18 protein-coding genes are annotated in these 19,619 nt (G+C 50.6%); 6 read left to right on the forward strand and 12 right to left on the reverse strand.

Translation table 11 applies throughout. The annotated features are described in order from the left end of the window. The coding region (locus Q7T66_RS06660) for a GntR family transcriptional regulator (protein WP_304932550.1) at window positions 1-738 on the forward strand (738 nt) is incomplete at its 5' end. A gap of 73 nt (window positions 739-811) precedes the next feature. Here Q7T66_RS06660 and Q7T66_RS06665 read toward each other — a convergent pair. The 8 genes from Q7T66_RS06665 to Q7T66_RS06700 form a co-directional block, all read right to left on the reverse strand. Further along, window positions 812-2,335 (reverse strand): tripartite tricarboxylate transporter permease, encoded by a 1,524-nt coding sequence (locus Q7T66_RS06665; RefSeq protein ID WP_304932551.1) that lies wholly within the window; start codon window positions 2,333-2,335, stop codon window positions 812-814. Between the two features lie 8 nt (window positions 2,336-2,343). Continuing rightward, entirely contained in the window at window positions 2,344-2,865 is a 522-nt protein-coding gene (locus Q7T66_RS06670) for a tripartite tricarboxylate transporter TctB family protein (RefSeq protein WP_304932552.1), read from the reverse strand. A gap of 113 nt (window positions 2,866-2,978) precedes the next feature. After that, on the reverse strand, window positions 2,979-3,983 hold the full coding sequence (locus Q7T66_RS06675; RefSeq protein ID WP_304932553.1) for a tripartite tricarboxylate transporter substrate binding protein: 1,005 nt from the start codon (window positions 3,981-3,983) through the stop codon (window positions 2,979-2,981). Window positions 3,984-4,537: 554 nt separating this feature from the next. Then, window positions 4,538-4,804 carry a hypothetical protein gene (locus tag Q7T66_RS06680; RefSeq protein ID WP_304932554.1) on the reverse strand — a complete coding sequence of 89 codons (267 nt, stop codon included), beginning with the start codon at window positions 4,802-4,804 and terminating at the stop codon, window positions 4,538-4,540. 128 nt (window positions 4,805-4,932) lie between these two features. Then, window positions 4,933-7,812 carry a PAS domain-containing protein gene (locus Q7T66_RS06685; RefSeq protein ID WP_304932555.1) on the reverse strand — a complete coding sequence of 960 codons (2,880 nt, stop codon included), beginning with the start codon at window positions 7,810-7,812 and terminating at the stop codon, window positions 4,933-4,935. A gap of 263 nt (window positions 7,813-8,075) precedes the next feature. Next, complete coding sequence (locus Q7T66_RS06690) at window positions 8,076-8,297, reverse strand: hypothetical protein (protein WP_304932556.1); 222 nt, start codon at window positions 8,295-8,297, stop codon at window positions 8,076-8,078. A gap of 138 nt (window positions 8,298-8,435) precedes the next feature. Next, window positions 8,436-8,942: a hypothetical protein gene (locus tag Q7T66_RS06695; RefSeq protein ID WP_304932557.1), complete on the reverse strand. Its 507-nt coding sequence runs from the start codon at window positions 8,940-8,942 to the stop codon at window positions 8,436-8,438. A gap of 33 nt (window positions 8,943-8,975) precedes the next feature. Continuing rightward, window positions 8,976-9,725, reverse strand: a complete 750-nt coding sequence (locus tag Q7T66_RS06700) for an SDR family oxidoreductase (RefSeq protein WP_304932558.1) — start codon at window positions 9,723-9,725, stop codon at window positions 8,976-8,978. Between the two features lie 78 nt (window positions 9,726-9,803). Here Q7T66_RS06700 and Q7T66_RS06705 point away from each other — a divergent pair, with 78 nt between their 5' ends. The 4 genes from Q7T66_RS06705 to Q7T66_RS06720 all read left to right on the forward strand — a co-directional run bounded on the left by Q7T66_RS06705 (window position 9,804) and on the right by Q7T66_RS06720 (window position 13,935). After that, a complete protein-coding gene (locus tag Q7T66_RS06705) occupies window positions 9,804-10,316 on the forward strand; it encodes a DNA-deoxyinosine glycosylase (protein WP_304932559.1) in 513 nt (170 codons plus the stop codon). Window positions 10,317-10,347: 31 nt separating this feature from the next. Next, the gene (locus Q7T66_RS06710; protein ID WP_304932560.1) at window positions 10,348-11,187 is read left to right on the forward strand and encodes a spermidine synthase; all 840 of its coding nucleotides are present in this window, start codon (window positions 10,348-10,350) and stop codon (window positions 11,185-11,187) included. An 81-nt stretch (window positions 11,188-11,268) separates the two neighbouring features. Further along, on the forward strand, window positions 11,269-13,080 hold the full coding sequence (locus tag Q7T66_RS06715) for a GspE/PulE family protein (RefSeq protein WP_304932561.1): 1,812 nt from the start codon (window positions 11,269-11,271) through the stop codon (window positions 13,078-13,080). A gap of 63 nt (window positions 13,081-13,143) precedes the next feature. Continuing rightward, the gene (locus Q7T66_RS06720; protein ID WP_304932562.1) at window positions 13,144-13,935 is read left to right on the forward strand and encodes an alpha/beta hydrolase; all 792 of its coding nucleotides are present in this window, start codon (window positions 13,144-13,146) and stop codon (window positions 13,933-13,935) included. A gap of 366 nt (window positions 13,936-14,301) precedes the next feature. Here the strand turns inward: Q7T66_RS06720 and Q7T66_RS06725 are convergent, their stop codons facing one another. From Q7T66_RS06725 to Q7T66_RS06740, 4 genes are all read right to left on the reverse strand, one after another. Continuing rightward, a complete protein-coding gene (locus tag Q7T66_RS06725) occupies window positions 14,302-14,901 on the reverse strand; it encodes a GNAT family N-acetyltransferase (RefSeq protein ID WP_304932563.1) in 600 nt (199 codons plus the stop codon). A gap of 176 nt (window positions 14,902-15,077) precedes the next feature. Continuing rightward, entirely contained in the window at window positions 15,078-15,866 is a 789-nt protein-coding gene (locus tag Q7T66_RS06730) for an EAL domain-containing protein (RefSeq protein WP_304932564.1), read from the reverse strand. A gap of 192 nt (window positions 15,867-16,058) precedes the next feature. Beyond that, window positions 16,059-16,832, reverse strand: a complete 774-nt coding sequence (locus Q7T66_RS06735; RefSeq protein ID WP_304932565.1) for a TerC family protein — start codon at window positions 16,830-16,832, stop codon at window positions 16,059-16,061. A 571-nt stretch (window positions 16,833-17,403) separates the two neighbouring features. Continuing rightward, on the reverse strand, window positions 17,404-18,333 hold the full coding sequence (locus tag Q7T66_RS06740) for an SDR family oxidoreductase (RefSeq protein ID WP_304932566.1): 930 nt from the start codon (window positions 18,331-18,333) through the stop codon (window positions 17,404-17,406). A gap of 12 nt (window positions 18,334-18,345) precedes the next feature. On the opposite strand from Q7T66_RS06740, the gene Q7T66_RS06745 reads away from it, so the two are divergent. Next, a complete protein-coding gene (locus Q7T66_RS06745) occupies window positions 18,346-19,383 on the forward strand; it encodes a CDP-6-deoxy-delta-3,4-glucoseen reductase (RefSeq protein ID WP_304932567.1) in 1,038 nt (345 codons plus the stop codon). The last annotated feature ends 236 nt before the right edge of the window (window positions 19,384-19,619 follow it).

Here is a 19,619-nt window from a genome sequence, read left to right on the forward strand (position 1 = left end):
AATAACGCTCCCGATCTTCCTCGTATGGAGCGGCAGCGATTGCATGATGTGGTTGTTGAACATTTGCAAAACCTGATCATCGAAGGCGTGTTGGCTCCCGGCACCAAACTCAATGAGCGTGAAGTGTGCGAACGCTTGGGAATTTCTCGTACGCCTTTGCGCGAAGCAATGAAGGTTCTTGCATCTGAAGGCTTGATCGAAATCGCGCCGAACCGCGGTGCCTTCGTATCGAAGATGAGCGACACTGAAATATGGGAAGCATTTGAAGTCATGAGCGGCCTGGAAGCGCTGTCCGGCGAGCTCGCTGCTGAACGTATTTCTCCAGCAGAGATTGCTGAAATCAAAGTGCTGCATGACGCGATGATCGTATGCCGTTCGCAAAACGATTTGCCAGGCTACTACAGCCGCAATCAAACGATACATAACAAGATCAATGCGGCTGCGCGTAACACGATGCTGCGACAAATTTATCTTTCACTGAATCGTCGTTTGCTGGCTCTACGTTTCAAATCCAATTTCAAGGAAGAGAAATGGGATAGAGCGATTGGTGAGCACGACGAAATGATCAAGGCATTAGAAGCACGTGATGGCAAACGCCTGGCCGGCATACTCAGACAGCATTTGCTGGATAAACGTGATTCCGTCATGTCCGACTTGCGCGAGTCAGCTGCAGCAAGCGCCGCTACCGGCACTTCCACTTCTGCGAAATCAAAAGCGGCAATCGCTGCTATCAAATAAGCACGCGCAAGAAATCGAACAAGATGTAAAAAAGCCTGGAGCACGCTCCAGGCTTTTTCTTTTAAGCTTCTACTTAGCTTGTTGCATCGACAGCGCGTATCGGTTCGCTACGACGAAAGCGCGCGATGATACTGCTCACCAAAGGCCACAGCAAAGCGATCATTGCCAAGGTCATGATGGTGCCAACCAAGCCACCGCTCCAGAACACGCCTAGTGCACCTTTGGAGCCGACCATGGTTTGACGGAATGCATCTTCAGCTCTATCGCCCAACACCAATGCCAGTACTAAAGGCGCTAATGGGTAGCTGAGTTTTTTGAAGATGTAGCCGATCACGCCGAACACCACCATCTGCCAAATATCGAAGATCGCGTTATGCACAGTGAACGCGCCGATTGCACAGATCACCATGATCGATGGTGCAATGATCGAGAATGGAATCCGCAAAATCGCAGCAAACAACGGTACCGTAGACAGCACCACCAGCAAGCCGGCAATATTACCGAGGTACATGCTGGCGATCAGGCTCCAGACAAACTCCTTCTGTTCGACGAACAGCATCGGTCCTGGTTGCAAGCCCCAGATCATCAAGCCACCGAGCAAGACTGCTGCCGTTGCCGAACCTGGAATACCCAGTGCCAGCATAGGCAGCAATGCGCTGGTGCCTGCTGCATGCGCTGCGGTTTCTGGTGCGAGCACGCCTTCGATTGCGCCCTTGCCGAATTCATCTGGCGTGCGCGAAAACTTCTTCGCCATGCCATAACCCATGAATGACGCAGCGACTGCACCGCCTGGTGTAATACCGAGCCAGCAACCGATGATGGATGAACGTAACAATGTGAGCCAATACTTAGGCAGTGATGCCCAAGTTTTGAAAACGACTTTCAAATCGATCGCCGCTTTCTTGCCCTTGAATGCCAAACCTTCTTCCATCGTGAGCAGAATTTCGCTGACGCCGAACAAACCGATCACAGCAACCAGGAAGTCGAAGCCACGTAACAATTCCGGGAAATCGAACGTCATGCGCAACTGTCCCGAGATCGTATCCATGCCGACCGCCGCCAACAGGAAGCCGATACACATGGAGATGATGATCTTCGCTTTTGGCTCCTTGCCCATGCCAATGAAACTGCAAAAGGTCAGGAAGTAGACTGCGAAAAATTCCGGAGGCCCGAAGCGTAACGCAAACTTTGCGACTAATGGTGCGAGGAAGGTAATGATCACCACACCAAACAGCGCGCCTATGCACGAGCCGGTAAATGCGCTGGTGAGCGCTTGTCCCGCGCGCCCTTGTTGCGCCATTGGATAGCCATCGAAGGTTGTCGCAACCGACCATGCCTCACCAGGAATATTAAACAAAATGGAAGTGATCGCGCCGCCGAACAATGCGCCCCAATAAATACACGACAACAAAATAATTGCCGATGTCGGGTTCATTGAAAACGTCAACGGCAGCAGAATCGCAACGCCATTCGGGCCACCGAGACCAGGCAACACACCAACCACGATGCCGAGAAGAATCCCGAGCAACATCAGACCAGTATTTTGCCAACTGAGTACGTGGCCGAAGCCCTGCATGAGTGAATTAAGTTCGTCCATGATCGCCCTTAGTAGCCCAGCCAGTTTTCCAGTGGGCCTTTTGGCAAGGGCACCATGAACTGAATTTCAAAAATGAAGAAGAAAAATCCCATCAGGCAGATCGATACCAACGCAGCTTTCCATATCGGAAATTTGCCGAGGAAGATCATGAAGGCTGCGATGAACAATGTGGACGCAACGTAAATGCCGAGATAAGCAATCGTGAACACGAAGAACAACAGCGGCAGCAAAATGACGGCAACCAATTTGGCTTGTGCAACTTCGATGAACGGTGTTTGATCGTTATCGCGGATCGCATAAATGAATACGGCGATGCTGGCGATGAGGACAACCACCGCGAGACGAAGAGGGAAATAGCCTGCTTCTGGTCCGTATGGTCCCCAGCCCGCACCGAGTTTGTAGTTATCCCAGATAAGAATGGCTGATCCGATCGCGAGCGCCAGCGAAACAGCAATTTCCGCAGTGCGAATAGAAAAAACGGCGGGCGAAGGCTCGCGCACTTCATCAATAAGTGGTTCTGAATTATTCATTTTACTGACCCGTAAAGTGATGGTTGATGCGGTGAGCGCCGACCACTCATGCAAGCATCTGCACAAATGGTGGCGTCACTTTATCCGCGTGGGTATCAGAAGCTGGTGTCTGCTTATTTCGTCACGACGAAACCGGCAGCCTTCATGATTTCACGATGGGCTTGCTCATCTTTAGAGAGGAAAGCCTCGAGTGGCGCACCTGTCAAAAACTCAGGTTGCAATGCATTTTTCTCGAGATAGACTTTCCATTCCGGTGTTTCAACAACCTTCTTGAACAGGTCGACATAGAACTTTTGTTCATCCGGTTTAACGCCACCCGGCATCATGAAAATACGCAGCATCTGGTAGCTGACATTGAGGCCGCTTTCCTTGCAGGTCGGGATATCGGACCACGCCATCGTGTCCGTTACCTTGGCGGTATAAGTGATGCGTTTGTCCTGGAATACGCAGAGTGCCGTGTGCTGTCCAGCGCGCCATTGCGAGACTGATTCGGATGGATTGTTAGTATCGGAATCGATGTGCTTGCCAGACAATTGAGTCGCTGCTTCGCCGCCGCCTTTGTACGGGATGTAGAGGAACTTGGCGCCGGTTGCTTTCTCGATCATCGTGGTGATCATGTGATCTTCACGCTTGGAACTGGTACCGCCCATCTTGAAGGTTTCCGGCTTGGCTTTTGCCGCAGCGATGAAGTCCAGCGGTTTCTTGTAGCCGGCTTCTGTATTGGTCCACAGTACAAACGCATCTTGCGCAATCATTGCGATCGGCGTCAGATCACGCCAGTTAAACGGCAGACCGGTTGCCAAAGGCGTGGTGTAAATCGACGAGGAAGCAACAATGATTTTGTTTGGATTGCCCTGCGATGCCTTCATATCGAGCAAGCCTTCTGCGCCGCTGGCACCGGATTTATTGCTGACGATGAAGGGCTGCTTCATCAGATTGTGTTTGGTAATAATGCCCTGAATCGAACGCGCCATCTGGTCGGAGGCACCACCCGCACTGAACGGAACAACCATTTCAACCGGCTTGGTAGGCTCCCAGGCATGTGCACTCAAAGCGCTGCACAGGGTGGCAAGGACGAATCCGATCTTGATCGGTTGGACTATCAGTTTCTTTTGCATGACGTTGTCTCCGTTATGGTGGGCTGAACCCGTTTTAATCATTTGCTGCCTCGGTGGCCACTCTGTGGCGGCCTCCCGAACTGTTTTTTTCAAACACTTGCAGAGCATAAGTAGCGGAATATTCACTATTAAGCCCAGCGCAATCAAACCTCCTCAAGAGTGTTATACGCGTTCCAAATTATGCATTTAGAATATTGAATACAATATACATTTTAAAATAAATGTCAATTGTTGATCTTGATAACTATTTTTGAACTGCTCTTTTAATAAGGGAGAACTCGGTTTACCTGTGGTTATCGGGATTGGGCTGATTGTGGCGGGGTGGAAATAGCCATCTGATTAAAGGAAATCGCCGGAGAAGATCAATTGTCAGGCCAACATGCTGCGCATAAAACAAAAAAGCCACGCTCAATAGCGTGGCTTTTTTGTCCTACGGCGGAAAAGCTCAGCACCTTCTACCGTATATGTCTGGGACTGCTTATCTAATATGCCTAATGGCTGAAAGTAATGCGTTTCCACTCTACCCTGCTGCTAAACCATCGGGGCCGTCTGAATCAATTCTTGAGACCCTTAAGCAAAACCTCAGCAGTCACCTCATTGAGATCAACGCCGCGTTCTTTTGCCAGTGTCTGCAATTGCAATACCAGATCGCTATTCAATTTGACTGCAAACGGTATCAAACCCAGAGCTTGATCACGCTTGCGCTGTTCGCGACGGTCGACAACTACCGCGCTATCGCCACCGAAAGCTCCGACGCCAGGCGCTGCCATCTTGCCCATCAGCTTCTTGGCGTCGCTCTTTGCCATTCCTGTTTTTTTCATTTTGTATGGCCTCGTGATTTAAAGAGGCCATTGTACGCAGGGCGCGCAGGCGGATGGATACTTAAATTCGCCAAGTCGCACGCGCGGCTGCCCATCCGCGGGACTTGGCGACCTGACTAAGCAAAAATTTACTTGTCGTTTTCCAGACTTTCTCTGATGCGCCTTGAAAGCGTTTCCATCGTAAAAGGTTTGGTCAGCAACTGCATACCGGGTTCGAGCAAGCCATTTCCAAAGACAGCGTTCTCTGCATAGCCTGTGATGAACAAGACTTTTAAATCGGAGCGCACAACGCGGCCGGCATCGGCTACCTGGCGTCCATTCAAACCGCCTGGCAGACCGACGTCGGTGATCAGCAAATCTATTCTTGCGGTGGATTGCAGAACTTTGAGTGCATCTGCACCGTTATCCGCTTCGATGGTCGCGTAGCCGGCGTCATTCAATACTTCAACGATGACTTTGCGGATGGCGACCTCATCATCAACTACAAGCACGACTTCACCGGTGCCATTCGCGTGGATGATTTCCGGTGGAGTTTGTTCTTTGCGCTCGACACTGTCTGCATGAAAACGTGGCAGATAAACGCACATCGTGGTGCCGGCGCCAACTTCGGAATAAATGCGTATCTGTCCGCCGGATTGAAGTGCAAAACCATACACCATAGACAAGCCAAGACCGGTTCCTTCGCCTAGCGGTTTGGTGGTGAAAAACGGGTCGAACGCACGCGCAATGACTTCGGGCGTCATGCCGGTGCCGGTATCGCTGACGCAGAGTGAAACGTATTGGCCGGGCGGCAAATCGCGTTCGCCTGCCCATTGATCATCCAACCATTTGTTGGCGGTCTCTATCGTCAAGCGGCCACCATCCGGCATGGCGTCACGCGCATTAATGCACAAATTGAGAAGCGCGTTTTCCAGTTGAGGTGAATCAACCAGAATGGTCCACGCGCCCACTGCGCCGATCACCTCGAGTTCTATTGAGGGGCCTATGGTTCGACGTATGAGTTCTTCCATCCCGCTGACCAGACGGTTCACATCAGTCGCTTTGGGGTCCAGTGTCTGGCGTCTTGAGAAGGCCAGCAATCGATGCGTCAATGCAGCCGCGCGATTGACAGATGACAAGGCGACGTTGACATAGCGTTCCATGCCGTCCGTTCGGCCTTGCGCCATTTTGACGCGCATCAAATCAAGACTACCCATGATGCCGGCCAGCAGATTGTTGAAGTCGTGCGCGAGGCCGCCGGTCAATTGGCCGACCGCCTCCATCTTGTGCGAATGTCGCAATGCTTCTTCTGCCAGCATCAACTGACGGGTGCGCGCATTCACTTCGGTCTCAAGATTTTCGTTTATTTTGCGTAGTTGCAAATCACTTTCACGCAAAGCAATTTCGCTGCGCAGTCGACCACTTGCGGTCTTGATACGCTCAGAGAATTCCTTGATGAGTGCAATGTCATCTGGTGACCACGCGCGAATTTCTACGTCGTTGATATACAGCACGGCAATCAGCCGATCCTGTTCTATGACAGGTACATTCACAAACGACGCGGCGTACTTTTCCTTGAGGGCATCTGCCGCATTTTGTGTGCGTTCATCTTTTTGCACATCATCGATAACGACGAAATTTCCTTGTTTAAGATCGTCGATAAACGAACCGAAATCCCGCAAGTGAAGAGCGTTCGGCAAGCCGCTTACATTCGGCGCATTCCATTCTCTATCCACGTGCAACATGTCGGTTTCATCATCGATGACGCCGTATCCAACGCGACTGACACCCAACACTTCGCCAAGAATTTGCGTGGCGACAAAAGCAATTTGCGTAGGTTCTTCTACGTGGCGAATTGCATCGGTCAATTTGATCAGTGCATCGCGCCTTGCTTCCGCCTGCTTGCGCTCGGTGACGTCACGCGTAGTACCTGCTACTGCTTCAACCTCGCCATCCGGCCCCAGAATTGGCACCAGAATATAGTCGTACACGCGCGGACCAAACGCGCCGTTAAAAGGGACTTCGCCACGAACCGGTCGTTTGGTAGTACGGACTTGTTCTATTTCTCTGTCATGCATTTCGGCATGCCAGGGCTCATACCCAAGTTCCAGACAGTTTTTGCCGATTGCGCCTTCCCATGTCTGTCCCCACAGTTTAAGCAAGACCTCGTTCGCATAAATAAATCGATGATTGAGGTCCCAGACATAGGCAAGATCCGGTGTGTGTGACAGGAAGGTTTCGTATAGTCGACGACGCTGCTCCGATTCTGCAGTGATACGCGCTAGTTCATCTCTGATCAGTTTTTGATCGTGGATGTCGGTGGATGTACCGAACCATCGAATCACGGATTGGCTTGCAGTATCGCGATGCGGTTCTGCACGCGCCAGGAACCAGCGATACTCGCCCGACTTGGATCGTAGTCTGTGCTCGATCACAAAGGTATGACCACTCTGCGTTGCGCTAGCCCAGGCATCCATCGTGAGCTGCTGATCGTCCGGATGAATAAAATGATCCGAGATAAATTGGGCAGTCGCACCCTCCATCACGTCGCCGCTATAGGCATACCATTGCTGATTGAAAAATTCGACTTTGCCTTCAGCATCGGTGATCCATACGATCTGCGGAATGGCATTTGCCATCACGCGAAAACGCGTCTCGCTTTCTCTTAATTTTTCTTCTGCGCGAATACGGGTAGTGGCATTGCGAAAATAGACAGACATGCTGTCCGCAGAAGGATAGCAATGCACTTCATACCAACGATCGTGGGCGGGATAATAGGAAGTAAAAGATTCACTGACCAGATCACGTGCGACGCGTCGATAGACAGTTTCGAATTCGCTGCCAGCCAGGCCGGGATAAGCATCCCACAAAGATTGTCCTAGCAATTCGCCAGGCTTGCGGTCCAGCACAACGTTGGCTTGCTGATTGACGTAAGTAAAGCGCCAATCACGATCCATAGAAAAGAATGCATCGGTAATGCTCTCAAGGATGGCTTCAGCATCAGGATGCGTGATCTTTTTTTGCTGCATAGTCGACATGCCTTGGACCAATAAGGAATGTCAATTTTAAATCAAACCGAATCTCAAAATAAGTGCGCAAACCAATATAAAACCAACTTTTTCAAGGACACTAAATGTAAATTTTACAAATCATTATGCGACTTTGCAGCATCGTCTATCTGCGCATAAGGAATTGAAAAACACACCTGCATATGCGATTTAACATCGGGAGCTTTTAATCCCAATATTCATATACAAACGCACATGCAGGCCTTACGAAATATGAAAATGAATTAACCTTTTTTACCGCCAAATACCAGTAACAAACCACCAATCACAATCGCGCCAACGCCTGCCCAGACTGGTACATTCACAGTCTCTTTTTCTGCTACCGAAAGTTCTATCGGTCCAAGTTTGGCTTGATGCGTTTCCTTGGTGTAGCTAAAGCTGCCGTAGACCAGACCAAGTGTGCCTGCGACGATCAATACTATTCCTGCCAATTTTGCTGCGTTCATTTTTTCTCTCCCTGTGATTTAAATTACAGATACAGCGCCAGTCTATGCATTATTTGTTTCGAAGTTAATTTATTTATCTTGAATGATCAGCAAGCGGTAATCAAGCGATGCCATCACTACACCACAAACATTCAACTTTTAATCCTTCAACTTGTGATCTTCGCCTTTTGCTTCTTCCATCGCTTCCGGCTCGAGTTCTTCGGCCGAACGGTTCAGATGAACGAACAAACCCCAGGCTGCCAGCAATACAGCAGTCGCCATCAAAATACTGGCGGCATACGGCAATTGCGATGGATCTTCATGCAAGGCTTTGAAGGTCGCCACCAAACCTTCGATCGCCAACGCGACGATAACCACCACAAAGAAGCGCGATAGAAAGCGTCGCACTCGTGTTGGCGCGCTGATATCCGCGTCGCGTACTACTTCCTCTTCGGCGATGGTTTCTGCAATCTGCAGAGCCACCACGGCTGCAGCCAGCAGACCAACGGCCTCAATGATGGTCAGTGCGGCGGCGCCGTCCAAGCCACCGACAAAACCCAGCCAGCCCATCCTTACCGCGATCGCAATCAACATCAACGCGGCCAGCGCAAAGAAAACTGCCATCAGGCCATGAATAACGCGAAATACATTTGTGACTAGTTTCATTTTTATCTTTCAAACGTATTTCAATTGGAAAAATTATCGACCGCCCGTCACATCCAGCAAACTTCCGGTCGTATAAGACGCCTTGTCCGACAACAGCCATATGACTGCTTGCGCTACTTCGTCGGCTTCGCCGCCGCGTTGCATAGGTACATTGCTCTTGACCCTATCCACGCGTCCAGGTTCACCGCCGCTGGCATGTATTTCTGTATAAATTACGCCGGGCCGTACCGCATTGACGCGTATGCCCTCGGTGGCGACTTCTTTTGCCAGACCTATCGTCAGCGTATCAATCGCACCTTTGGATGCAGCGTAATCGACATATTCGCCCGGGCCGCCGGTTCTTGCAGCAACCGACGAGATATTGACGATGGCACCGCCGCTGCCACCATGTAAGGTCGACATGCGTTTGACGGCTTCTCGCGCGCAGAGAAAACTGCCGATGACATTTGTCGTAAAGATGCGCTGCATGCGGGCGGCGTCCATTTGATCGACACGCATTTGATGTTCCAGAATGCCGGCGTTGTTAACCAAGGCAGTCACAGGGCCGAGCTGTTGATCGACGGTGTTGAACAGGTTCAGAATGTCGGCTTCTATTGCCATGTCGGCGACGACGGCAATCGCCTCGCCGCCGGCTTGCGTGATGCCGTCGACGATGGCGTCTGCTGCCGCCTTGTTATGTAGATAGCTGATGCAGACCGCATACGCATCGAGCGCGCCCAGTTTGGCAATCTCTGCGCCTATCCCGCGGCTACCGCCGGTGACGATCATTACTTTTTTGCTCATGTGGTCTCACTCTCGTTCTTATATAGAATCGCCGAATTCACTGCCGACTGCGCGCTGCGTGTGCATTAAAATACCAGCATGTCCGCTTCCAGCCAACCATCCGACGATACTGCACTATTGAGCGGCTTCGCGCCTGTCATCGATAGCCGGACTGAAATCCTGATCCTCGGTAGTTTTCCCGGTGTGGCGTCGCTGCAAGCACAACAATATTACGCACACCCGCGCAATCAATTTTGGCGCTTGATTTCTGCCTTGATCGGCGAGGATCTAGTCGCCATACCCTACGCAAAGCGCTTGAAGAAATTGCTGGAACACCGCATCGGCGTATGGGATGTGATCGATGTCTGCGCACGCGAAGGCAGTCTGGACAGCGCGATCCGCGACGCGCAACACAATGACTTCCAAGTATTGAAAGAACAATGCCCGGCCTTGCGCCGCATAGGCTTTAACGGCAAGACATCCGGCAAGCAAGCGGCATTATTTGCTGATGCCGGTTTTGAAACCTTCATCCTGCCATCCTCGTCACCCGCTTACGCCGTCATGACATTTGAGCAGAAGCTGGCGGTCTGGCGCGGTATCATGCCAAGTTAATGTCATAGTTAAAAATCCTCCAAAAGAATTCATGCTGATCAAACGTAAATCCATAGAAGCCGATGCCAATCTGAAAAGCGGCCCGGGCAAGAAACCTTCCGCCGCTGAAAAATCGAAACCCGCAGCCAAGCCGCGCAAGGTCAAGTTCGCGCCGGTCACGCTGTCCGAACAGTTCGGCATCCGCTATCTGCACTTCGGTACCGAGTGGGTACAGGGCGCGATGCGCATCAGCAAACCCGACTGGATAGAACTGGAATACGCGCAGCAAATGATGGCGTGGATGCTGTTCAACGATAAACCGCAGCACATCGTGCAGTTGGGTCTCGGTACTGGCTCACTGACCAAATTCAGCTACAAATGGTTTCGTGAAGCACAAGTGACGGCAGTGGATTTGAATCCGTCCGTAATCACCATTTGTGAAACGATGTTCAAGCTACCCGCAAACGACGAGCGCCTCAGCGTCATCGAAATGGACGCACTGGAGTACGTCAACGATCCGGCCAACCTGGGTCGCATCGATGCCTTGCAAGTCGATGTGTATGACGCCACTGCGCGCGGCCCGGTATTGGATACGCCAGAGTTTTATCAATCGTGTGCGGCTTGTTTGACACCGGACGGCATCATGACTGTGAATCTGTTTGGCGATCATCCGAGTTATGCGAAGAACCTGAGCGCGATGCACTATGCATTCGATACCGTGATCTCTTTGCCGGAAGTTCATGACGGTAACGTGATCGCGATTGCCTTCAACTCAAGCCCGACGCTGGATATCGCCGCGCTGTATGAACGTGCCGCACAGATTACCGCGACCACCAAACTACCGGCAAAATCATGGGTAAATGGCATCAAGGCCTGGCAAGCGCAGCAATAAAGCAACAGCTTTGCCGGGCTCCTTACTCTAGAATCAGCCGTGTTAACATCGCTTCACTGTTCCATCTAATGGGTCATGGTCATGCCAACTGCCAGCGCTACACCGATAGTCACGAATAAAGCAGCACCCAAAAAACTGGATCTGCAGCAGATTTTTACCTGGTTGCTGGCAGATGGCGTTGTCGCCAAAGACGACGTCAAAATCTTCTATAACCAATCGCAGGCCATCTTTAAAAATGCATCGATCGCGATGCATCCATTAGTCGCGGTCGCGCAATGCAAATTGATTTCCGCCAACGCGCCCAATCGACCAGTGACATTAGACTGGCTGACTGAATGGCTGGCCGGCAAAGTCAAACTACCCTTCTATCGCATTGATCCTTTAAAGATCGACTTCACCCGCGTCGCCGATGTGATGTCGGCATCGTATGCAACGCGCTTCCACATTCTGCCGGTCGAAATGACGCCTAGCGAATTGGTAGTCGCGACATCCGAACCATTCGCCATCGAATGGGAAGTGGAGATCGCCAAGATCACGCGCCGCAACGTCAAGCTGGTGATCGCCAATCCGCTGGAAATCGGGCAATACACGACGCAGTTTTTTGCACTGGCAAAATCGATCAAGGGCGCGAAGAAACTCAACGGCCAGGACATTGCGCTACGCAATAACTTCGAGCAATTGGTCGAACTGGGCAACAGCAGCAAGCAAGTCGATGCCAACGATCAGCACATCATCAACATCGTCGACTGGTTGTGGCAATACGCGTTTGAACAACGTGCATCGGATATTCATCTGGAACCTAAACGCGACCTGTGTGCGATCCGCTTCCGCATCGATGGTGTGCTGCATCAGGTTTATCAAGTGCCGCCTATCGTCATGATCGCGATGACTGCGCGTATCAAATTGCTGGGCCGAATGGACGTGATTGAAAAGCGTCGTCCTCAAGATGGCCGCATCAAGACGCGTACCAACGATGGTCAAGAAATCGAATTACGTCTGTCGACGATGCCGACTGCCTTTGGCGAAAAATTGGTGATGCGGATTTTCGATCCGGATGTCGTCGTCAAATCGCTGCCTGAACTTGGCTTCCCACCTGACGACGCAGAACGTTGGGATAGTCTGACCCGACGTCCGCACGGGATTATTCTGGTAACAGGACCAACCGGCTCCGGCAAAACCACCACGCTGTACACCACACTCAAGGCGCTCGCGACCAGCGAAGTAAATGTCTGCACAGTGGAAGATCCGATAGAAATGGTGGAAGGATCGTTCAATCAAATGCAGGTACAGCACGGCATCGATTTGTCGTTTGCCGATGGCGTGCGTTCGTTGATGCGACAAGATCCAGACATCATCATGATCGGCGAGATTCGCGATCTGGAAACTGCAGAGATGGCGATCCAGGCGGCGTTGACGGGTCATTTGGTGTTATCCACTTTGCACACCAACGATGCACCATCGGCCGTGATGCGATTGCTGGAATTGGGTGTGCCGTATTACCTGCTCGAATCCACCTTGATCGGCATCATGGCGCAACGTTTGACGCGTACGCTGTGCACGCATTGCAAATCGCCAGATGGCGAAATGCTGGACGATGTCTGGCTCAGTCTGAGCGAAGGTTGGGATATTCCAAAACCAGCAGTCATCTATAGACCGGTCGGTTGTCCTGAATGTCGCCAGACTGGTTATCGCGGTCGTACCGGTTTGTATGAATTGCTGACGATCACACAAACCTTCTCAAAAATGATCAAGGCAGAAACCGATATTCATCAGTTAAAGCAGCAGAGTATTTCTGACGGCATGAAGCCTTTGCGTTTGGCTGGTGCCTTGAAGATTATCGAAGGTGTGACGACGGCGGAAGAAGTCTTGAAAGTCACTGCAGCATTGACGTAACAAGGCGCTAGATCAAACGCGAGCCGTTCATGCCATCATGAACGGCCATCTCGGAGAGCAGTGATGAAGGGCATGATGAAATCCATATCAGATTTGTGCCTGACGTTCTGTCTGAGTATCGCCTACGCTCAAACTCCAGAGAAAGTCGTCGATATTCCGACCAGGCCAAGTACAACACTACGCATGCTCGTGCTCACTCCACCTGCGCCTAAAGCAACCGTCATTTTGCTTGCAGGTGGCCATGGTGGATTGCAAATATCATCGGATGGAGCTATCCATTGGGGCAAAGATAATTTCCTGGTTCGCGCCAGACAGCTATTTGCCGATCAAGGTTTACTGGTTGTACTCGTCGATGCGCCATCGGACCGACTATCCCCTCCCTTCTTGCGGGGTTTCCGCCAAATACCCGAACACTTGGCCGACATCAAGGCTGTCATTGCTTGGGCACGCGAACAGACCAAGACGCCGATCTGGCTGGTCGGTACCAGCCGCGGTACACAATCAGCAGCCTTTGTCGCGACACAACTACAAGCGCCGGATGGACCGGATGGATTGGTGCTCAGCTCCAGCATTCTGGTTGATAGCGAAGGGCCGTCCCTACTCTCCATGCCTATGGACACGTTGCGGATTCCCGTACTTGTCGTTCATCATGAGCAAGATGGTTGCAGACTCTGCGCCTTCAGTCTTACTTCTAATCTCATGGATAAACTGCGCGACGCACCGAAGAAGCAGTTGATATCTTTTACCGGTGGCGAAGATGTAGGCGACGCCTGTAACGCGCGGGCGCATCACGGATTTAATGGTCTTGACAAGGATGTGGTCGGGAAGATGTCAAACTGGATGCTTGCTAACTGATATATATCGTTTAAAAACAGCAGGTATATGCAGCAAAGTCCCAATACATTGCTATAGTTAAACCCCGCATGCAGAACGCGACCGATCAACGCAAACCATTTTCACGGAGAACACCATGAGCAAAGCACAAGACAGTAAAAAAGCAGTGAAAAAAGAACCTTTGAAGAGCCCAAAGGAAAAGAAAGAAGCGAAGAAATTGAAGAAAGAAGAATCGAAACGTCAGTAATTCTTTCTATGCTTCTTTAAGAAAGTTCTTCTTCGGAAGGAACATCGTCAGCACGCTTATAGCGTGCTGATTTCATTTGTGACGCTGATTTTGAACGCATGCAAAGCGCAGATCAAGTTGAGAATAACTGCGCGTGACAACTAGCGCGCCATCTTCTGCAACAGCATCGCCTTCACTTGTGCCCATTCGGCATCAATGATGCTGAAGCGCACCGAGTTACGCTTGCGGCCATCCGGCATGATGCGTTCGTTTCTGATTATGCCTTCGTGCTTGGCACCTATACGTAAAATGGCAGCGCGTGATTTTTCATTCAACTCATCGGTCGTGAATTGCACGCGTATTGCATCCATCGCTTCAAACGCATGCGTCAACATCAGCAGTTTTGCTTCGGTATTGATGCCGGATCTCTGTACCGAACTACTCAACCAGGTATGGCCGATTTCCATCTTGCGGTTTGCAAGATCGATTTTCCAGAAACGCGTACTGCCAACGATTTGACCTGTATCACGCCTGACAATCACGAACGGCATTACGCTGCCAGACGCGCGACCTTCCAGCGCTGACGCAATGTATTGACCTATGGTTTCAGGACCAGGAATCACCGTGACCTTCATATTCCATAATTCACCATCTGCGGCGGCCGCCAACAATTCGGACGCATGCTCCGTTTGTAAGGGCCGAAGTTCGACCTCGCGACCGGTTAAAGTTGGTTGATTTTCTGGCAAAACGTAAGCGCTCATGATGGCTAGTTAACGTGGCAAGACTTTCATCATAAAACGGCCGCTGGAATTTTATCCAGAGTCACTTTAAAAAATCTCCAGCAAATTCACCGATACACTTTTTGTGTACCTGGAAATAAAAAGAACCCGAAGGTTCTTTTTATTTATCAGCTACTTAAGCAACGAGAGAATTTGGCTCAAACCCAAGCATCTTCATCAATTTTTCCCAATGCCTTGAAAGCCGGTTTGCAGAATAAATATCCCTGCATCAAATCGATACCGACTGACTTCAAAAAGTCACGCTCAGCCTTGTTCTCTATACCTTCTGCCAACACATCAATACCCAGTTTTTTACAGATCAGTACGATACCTTCGACGATTGCCTGTTTTGCCTTCAGTTGATCGATGTCGCGTACCAGATCCATGTCGATTTTAATAATATGTGGCTGATATTCCGCCAGCAAATTCAAACCGGCATAACCTGCGCCAAAATCGTCGATCGCAGTACGAAAACCCATACGACGATATTCACTGAAAATATTTACCAGGTGCGGCCGGTCCAGCACTCTTTCGCCTTCGGTCACTTCAAAAATAATATTCTCGGTGGGGAAATTGTATTTACGTGCAGCTTCAAGCGTGGTGCGGATACACGCCTCGGGCCGATACACTGCGTTAGGTAAAAAATTGATCGATAGCAGTTCCTGCATGCCCAGTTCGGCAGCAGTTTTTACCGCTTTGACGCGACAAGCCTGATCGAAGGCATAGCGGTTTTGATCATTGACCTTGGACAGAATGGAATAAGCAGATTCGCCATTTGGCCCTCGCACCAAGGCTTCGTGTGCGAACACCGTCTTGCTCGCCACATTCACTATCGGTTGGTAAGCAAATTCAAATTCAAAACCAAGCTCATCGGGATTTTTACATTGCTCACATGCTGGAGCACGCGTTTTCTTGTCTTCTGGCGTAGCGTCATTAATCGGAATCATATTGCCTCGTTTTCATATCTACTTATTGAATGGACATAAGGTCGCATCGTTTTAATCACAAGTATAGGCTACAACAAATAGACAAAAAAAAAGAACCCATTTGCATGAGTTCTTTTTATCTGTGACGAATATCTAACGCGCATTATTTACACGGTAAATGCATCGATGCGGCGCGCCGCATCGACCAGGCTATTACGCTGTTACGTTGTGCTGACCACCAACTTCAGGCAAATCGCACGCTGCCATGTGGTGGTTTTTACGCATACGGATGTTGAACAATTCAACGATCAGCGAGAATGCCATCGCACCGTAGATGTAGCCCTTAGGAATGTGGAATTCCACACTTTCGGCGATCAGTACCGCACCGACGATGACCAGGAAGCACAGCGCCAACATCTTGATGCTTGGGTATTCAGTCACAAAGTCACCAATAGCTTTCGCTGCGAACATCATCACGCCAACTGCAATAACGATAGCGACGATCATGATCTCAACTTCTTTGACCATACCGACTGCGGTGATGACCGAATCCAGCGAGAACACGATATCGATCACAGCAATTTGCGCCATGATCATGGCGAAGCTTGCTTTCTTGATCGGTGCATCTTCCTTTTCTTCATGCGATGTACCCATCAGTTCCTTGATTTCGGACGATGCCTTGTAAAGCAGGAACGCACCACCGAAGAACAGGATCAGATCGCGACCGGAGAAACCCATGCCGGCGATAGTGAAGATTGGTTCGACCAGGCCCATCATCCACGACAAGCTCAGCAGCAACAGGATGCGTGTACCCATCGCGAGGCCCAGACCGATCATGCGGCCCTTTTGACGTTGATGCGGTGGCAAACGATCTACCAGAACGGAGATGAAAATAATGTTATCTACGCCCAATACGATTTCCAGCATTGCCAGTGTTGCCAATGCTATCCATGCTTCAGGCGTTGCAAATACTTGTAGGAATTCCATGATGATCTCGAATAGTTGGTTAATGACCGGTGGAGCCCACCGCGCCAAATTGCATCAGATTTGATCGTCGTCTCATTTACGTTCAAATCAAATGCGCTGCTTATTTCTTGCTGACTCTTGCGGCTATTCCACCTTCAGGTTTGGAACACACCAGCAATCGCCGTCTGTTTAATTACTTAGAAACGATTTTTATATAAACAACAGCCCAACAGTCCTACATGTCAGTCCCCTTTAGATTCCGTAAAACAAGCATTTCTGCCACGGAGGGAACTTTAACGAAATTTTAACAGACTGAAAAATCGAATTAAGCGTTATTTATATAAGTAAAAACCGAACAATATTATTTTTATCTATGAAAAAACTGATGAAAAGAAGAATTGTCTAGATGAAATAGTCCTTGCTATACGTATGTATACGTAGAGATAAGGAGAATTATCGTGGGGAATGTGGCTGGATGGCAATGCGGAATGAAGGAAAAACCAGACTATCTACGATAAAGCCATGCGAGCGGCTTTATCGCAATATTAAAAGCATAAATGCTGAAATATTCTTAACGAATTCTTTATATTTGTTAGCGCAATGGCAATGCACGGATGGTCTGCAGGAAGTGGGCGACAGTCGGATGCTGCAAGCGAACGCCCAATTCAGCTTTGATTCTTTGATTATCCAGGCGACGCGACTCAGACATGAAGGACAACATCACCGGCGACACTTCATGCTGCAACTGCTCACGCGGTAGGCGTGGCGGGCGCGGCAAGGCGAAGGCATCCGCCACCGCATCAAAGTAAGCGCCCATCTTCATATCGGAATTATCGACCGCGTGATAAATACGGCCAGACTGCGCACGGAATAAGGCAGCCGCAATAATCCGTGCCAGATCGTCGGCGTGTATGTGATTTGTGTAGACATCTTCCTCTGCCGCCAAGGCAGGCAAACCCTTGTTCAAACGCTCAAGCGGCAAGCGATCATCGGCATAAATACCCGGCACGCGCAGTATGCTCAAGCGCGATTGCGAGCGCTTGGCCCACTTGCGCAAAACCTGCTCGGCATCGACGCGCCGCGTCGCACGCGGATTGTGCGGACGCACGGTGCGCGTCTCATTGATCAGCTCGCCACCGCAATCGCCATACACACCAGAGGTGCTGACATAAACCAGCGTCGCGTGGTCGGGTAAAATGGCGGTCAGATTGCGGGTGCGTTTATCGATGCTGCCGTTTGCTGGCGGCGGCGCAAGGTGAATGATGTTAGTTGTCAGGCGAGCCAGACGCGCGAGCGTGGCAGGTTCATCCAGATTGGCAATGATGGGAATCGCGCCAGCAGCACGCAAGGCATCTTGTTTGCCGGCTTGCGTTGTCACAGCAAAAACGCGAAAGCGTTCACGCAAAAGTGGCAACAAGCGCATGCCGACATCTCCACATCCCAAAATCAGCACACGCGGGCGACCAAGGCGCGATCTGCCAAATTTTTCGGAGAAGTTTTTGTTTTCAGTTTTAATTTCCATTATCAGGATTGTATGACGTTCCAAGTAACTGTTCAGCCGAGTGGTCGGCAATTTAGCTGCGCTGCGGATGAAACGATTTTAAATGCGGCGATACGCGCCGGTGTCGGCCTACCGTATGGCTGCAAAAATGGCGCCTGCAGTAGTTGCAAAGGCATGGTCTTATCCGGTGAAGTCACGCATGGCCCGCATCAAGAGCGTGCACTCACCGCGGCTGACGAAGCCAAAGGTTTTTCCTTATTCTGCTGCGCAAAACCGCATAGCGATGTGGTCATAGAAGCGCGCGAAGTTCTCGGCGTCGGTGAATTTCCGATCAAGAAATTACCATCACGCGTCGCCAAGCTGGAAAAAGTTGCGCACGACGTCATGACCATCACCCTGCAATTGCCAGCCAGCGAAAAGCTGCAATACCGCGCTGGCCAATATATCGAATTCATTTTGAAAGACGGCAAGCGCCGCAGCTACAGCCTGGCCAACGCGCCACATCTGAGCGAGCAAGTCACCTTGCATGTGCGCCACATGCCGGGCGGCGTGTTTACCGATCAGGTCTTCAACACGATGAAGGAAAAAGACATCCTGCGTTTCGAAGGACCGCAGGGAACCTTCTTCCTGCGTGAAGACTCGGACAAGCCTATGGTGTTGCTGGCCTCCGGCACCGGCTTCGCGCCGATCAAGGCGATCGTCGAACAAGCAGTGCATATCAAGAGCAAGCGCCCTATCGTTTTGTATTGGGGCGGGCGCCGTCCCCGCGATTTGTATATGCATGCACTTTGCGAAGAATGGGCGCGCACGATTCCACACTTCAAATATGTGCCGGTCGTGTCGGACCCGACATCGGAAGACAATTGGGAAGGCCGCGTCGGCTTTGTTCATCATGCGGTCATGCAAGACCTGCAAGATCTATCGAATTATCAGGTGTATGCCTGCGGCGCGCCGGCCATGGTGGAAGCAGCGAAGACAGATTTCAGCGCAGTGTGCGGTCTGCCTACCGATGAGTTTTATGCCGATGCATTTACATCGGAGCTGGATCTCACTGCAGCAAAGCTCGCATAAGATTCAGTAAATTTTTATCGCAAGCAGTGTGGCGAAAAACGTTTTGACGCACTGCGCAAAACGTCTTAATATTCTTCACATGAAGATGACCGCCACACTCTTGCGACGCCGTAGCCCGCTGCCCCAACAGGGATTGCCGTGCGTGTAAGCGCGTAGTTTGTTAGCGCTCAACTAGCCACAGGCAAATCCTGTGGCTTTTTTTTTAGTATTTTTGCACCAGACATTTTTTCAATAAT

The organism is Herminiimonas sp. (genome assembly GCF_030655415.1).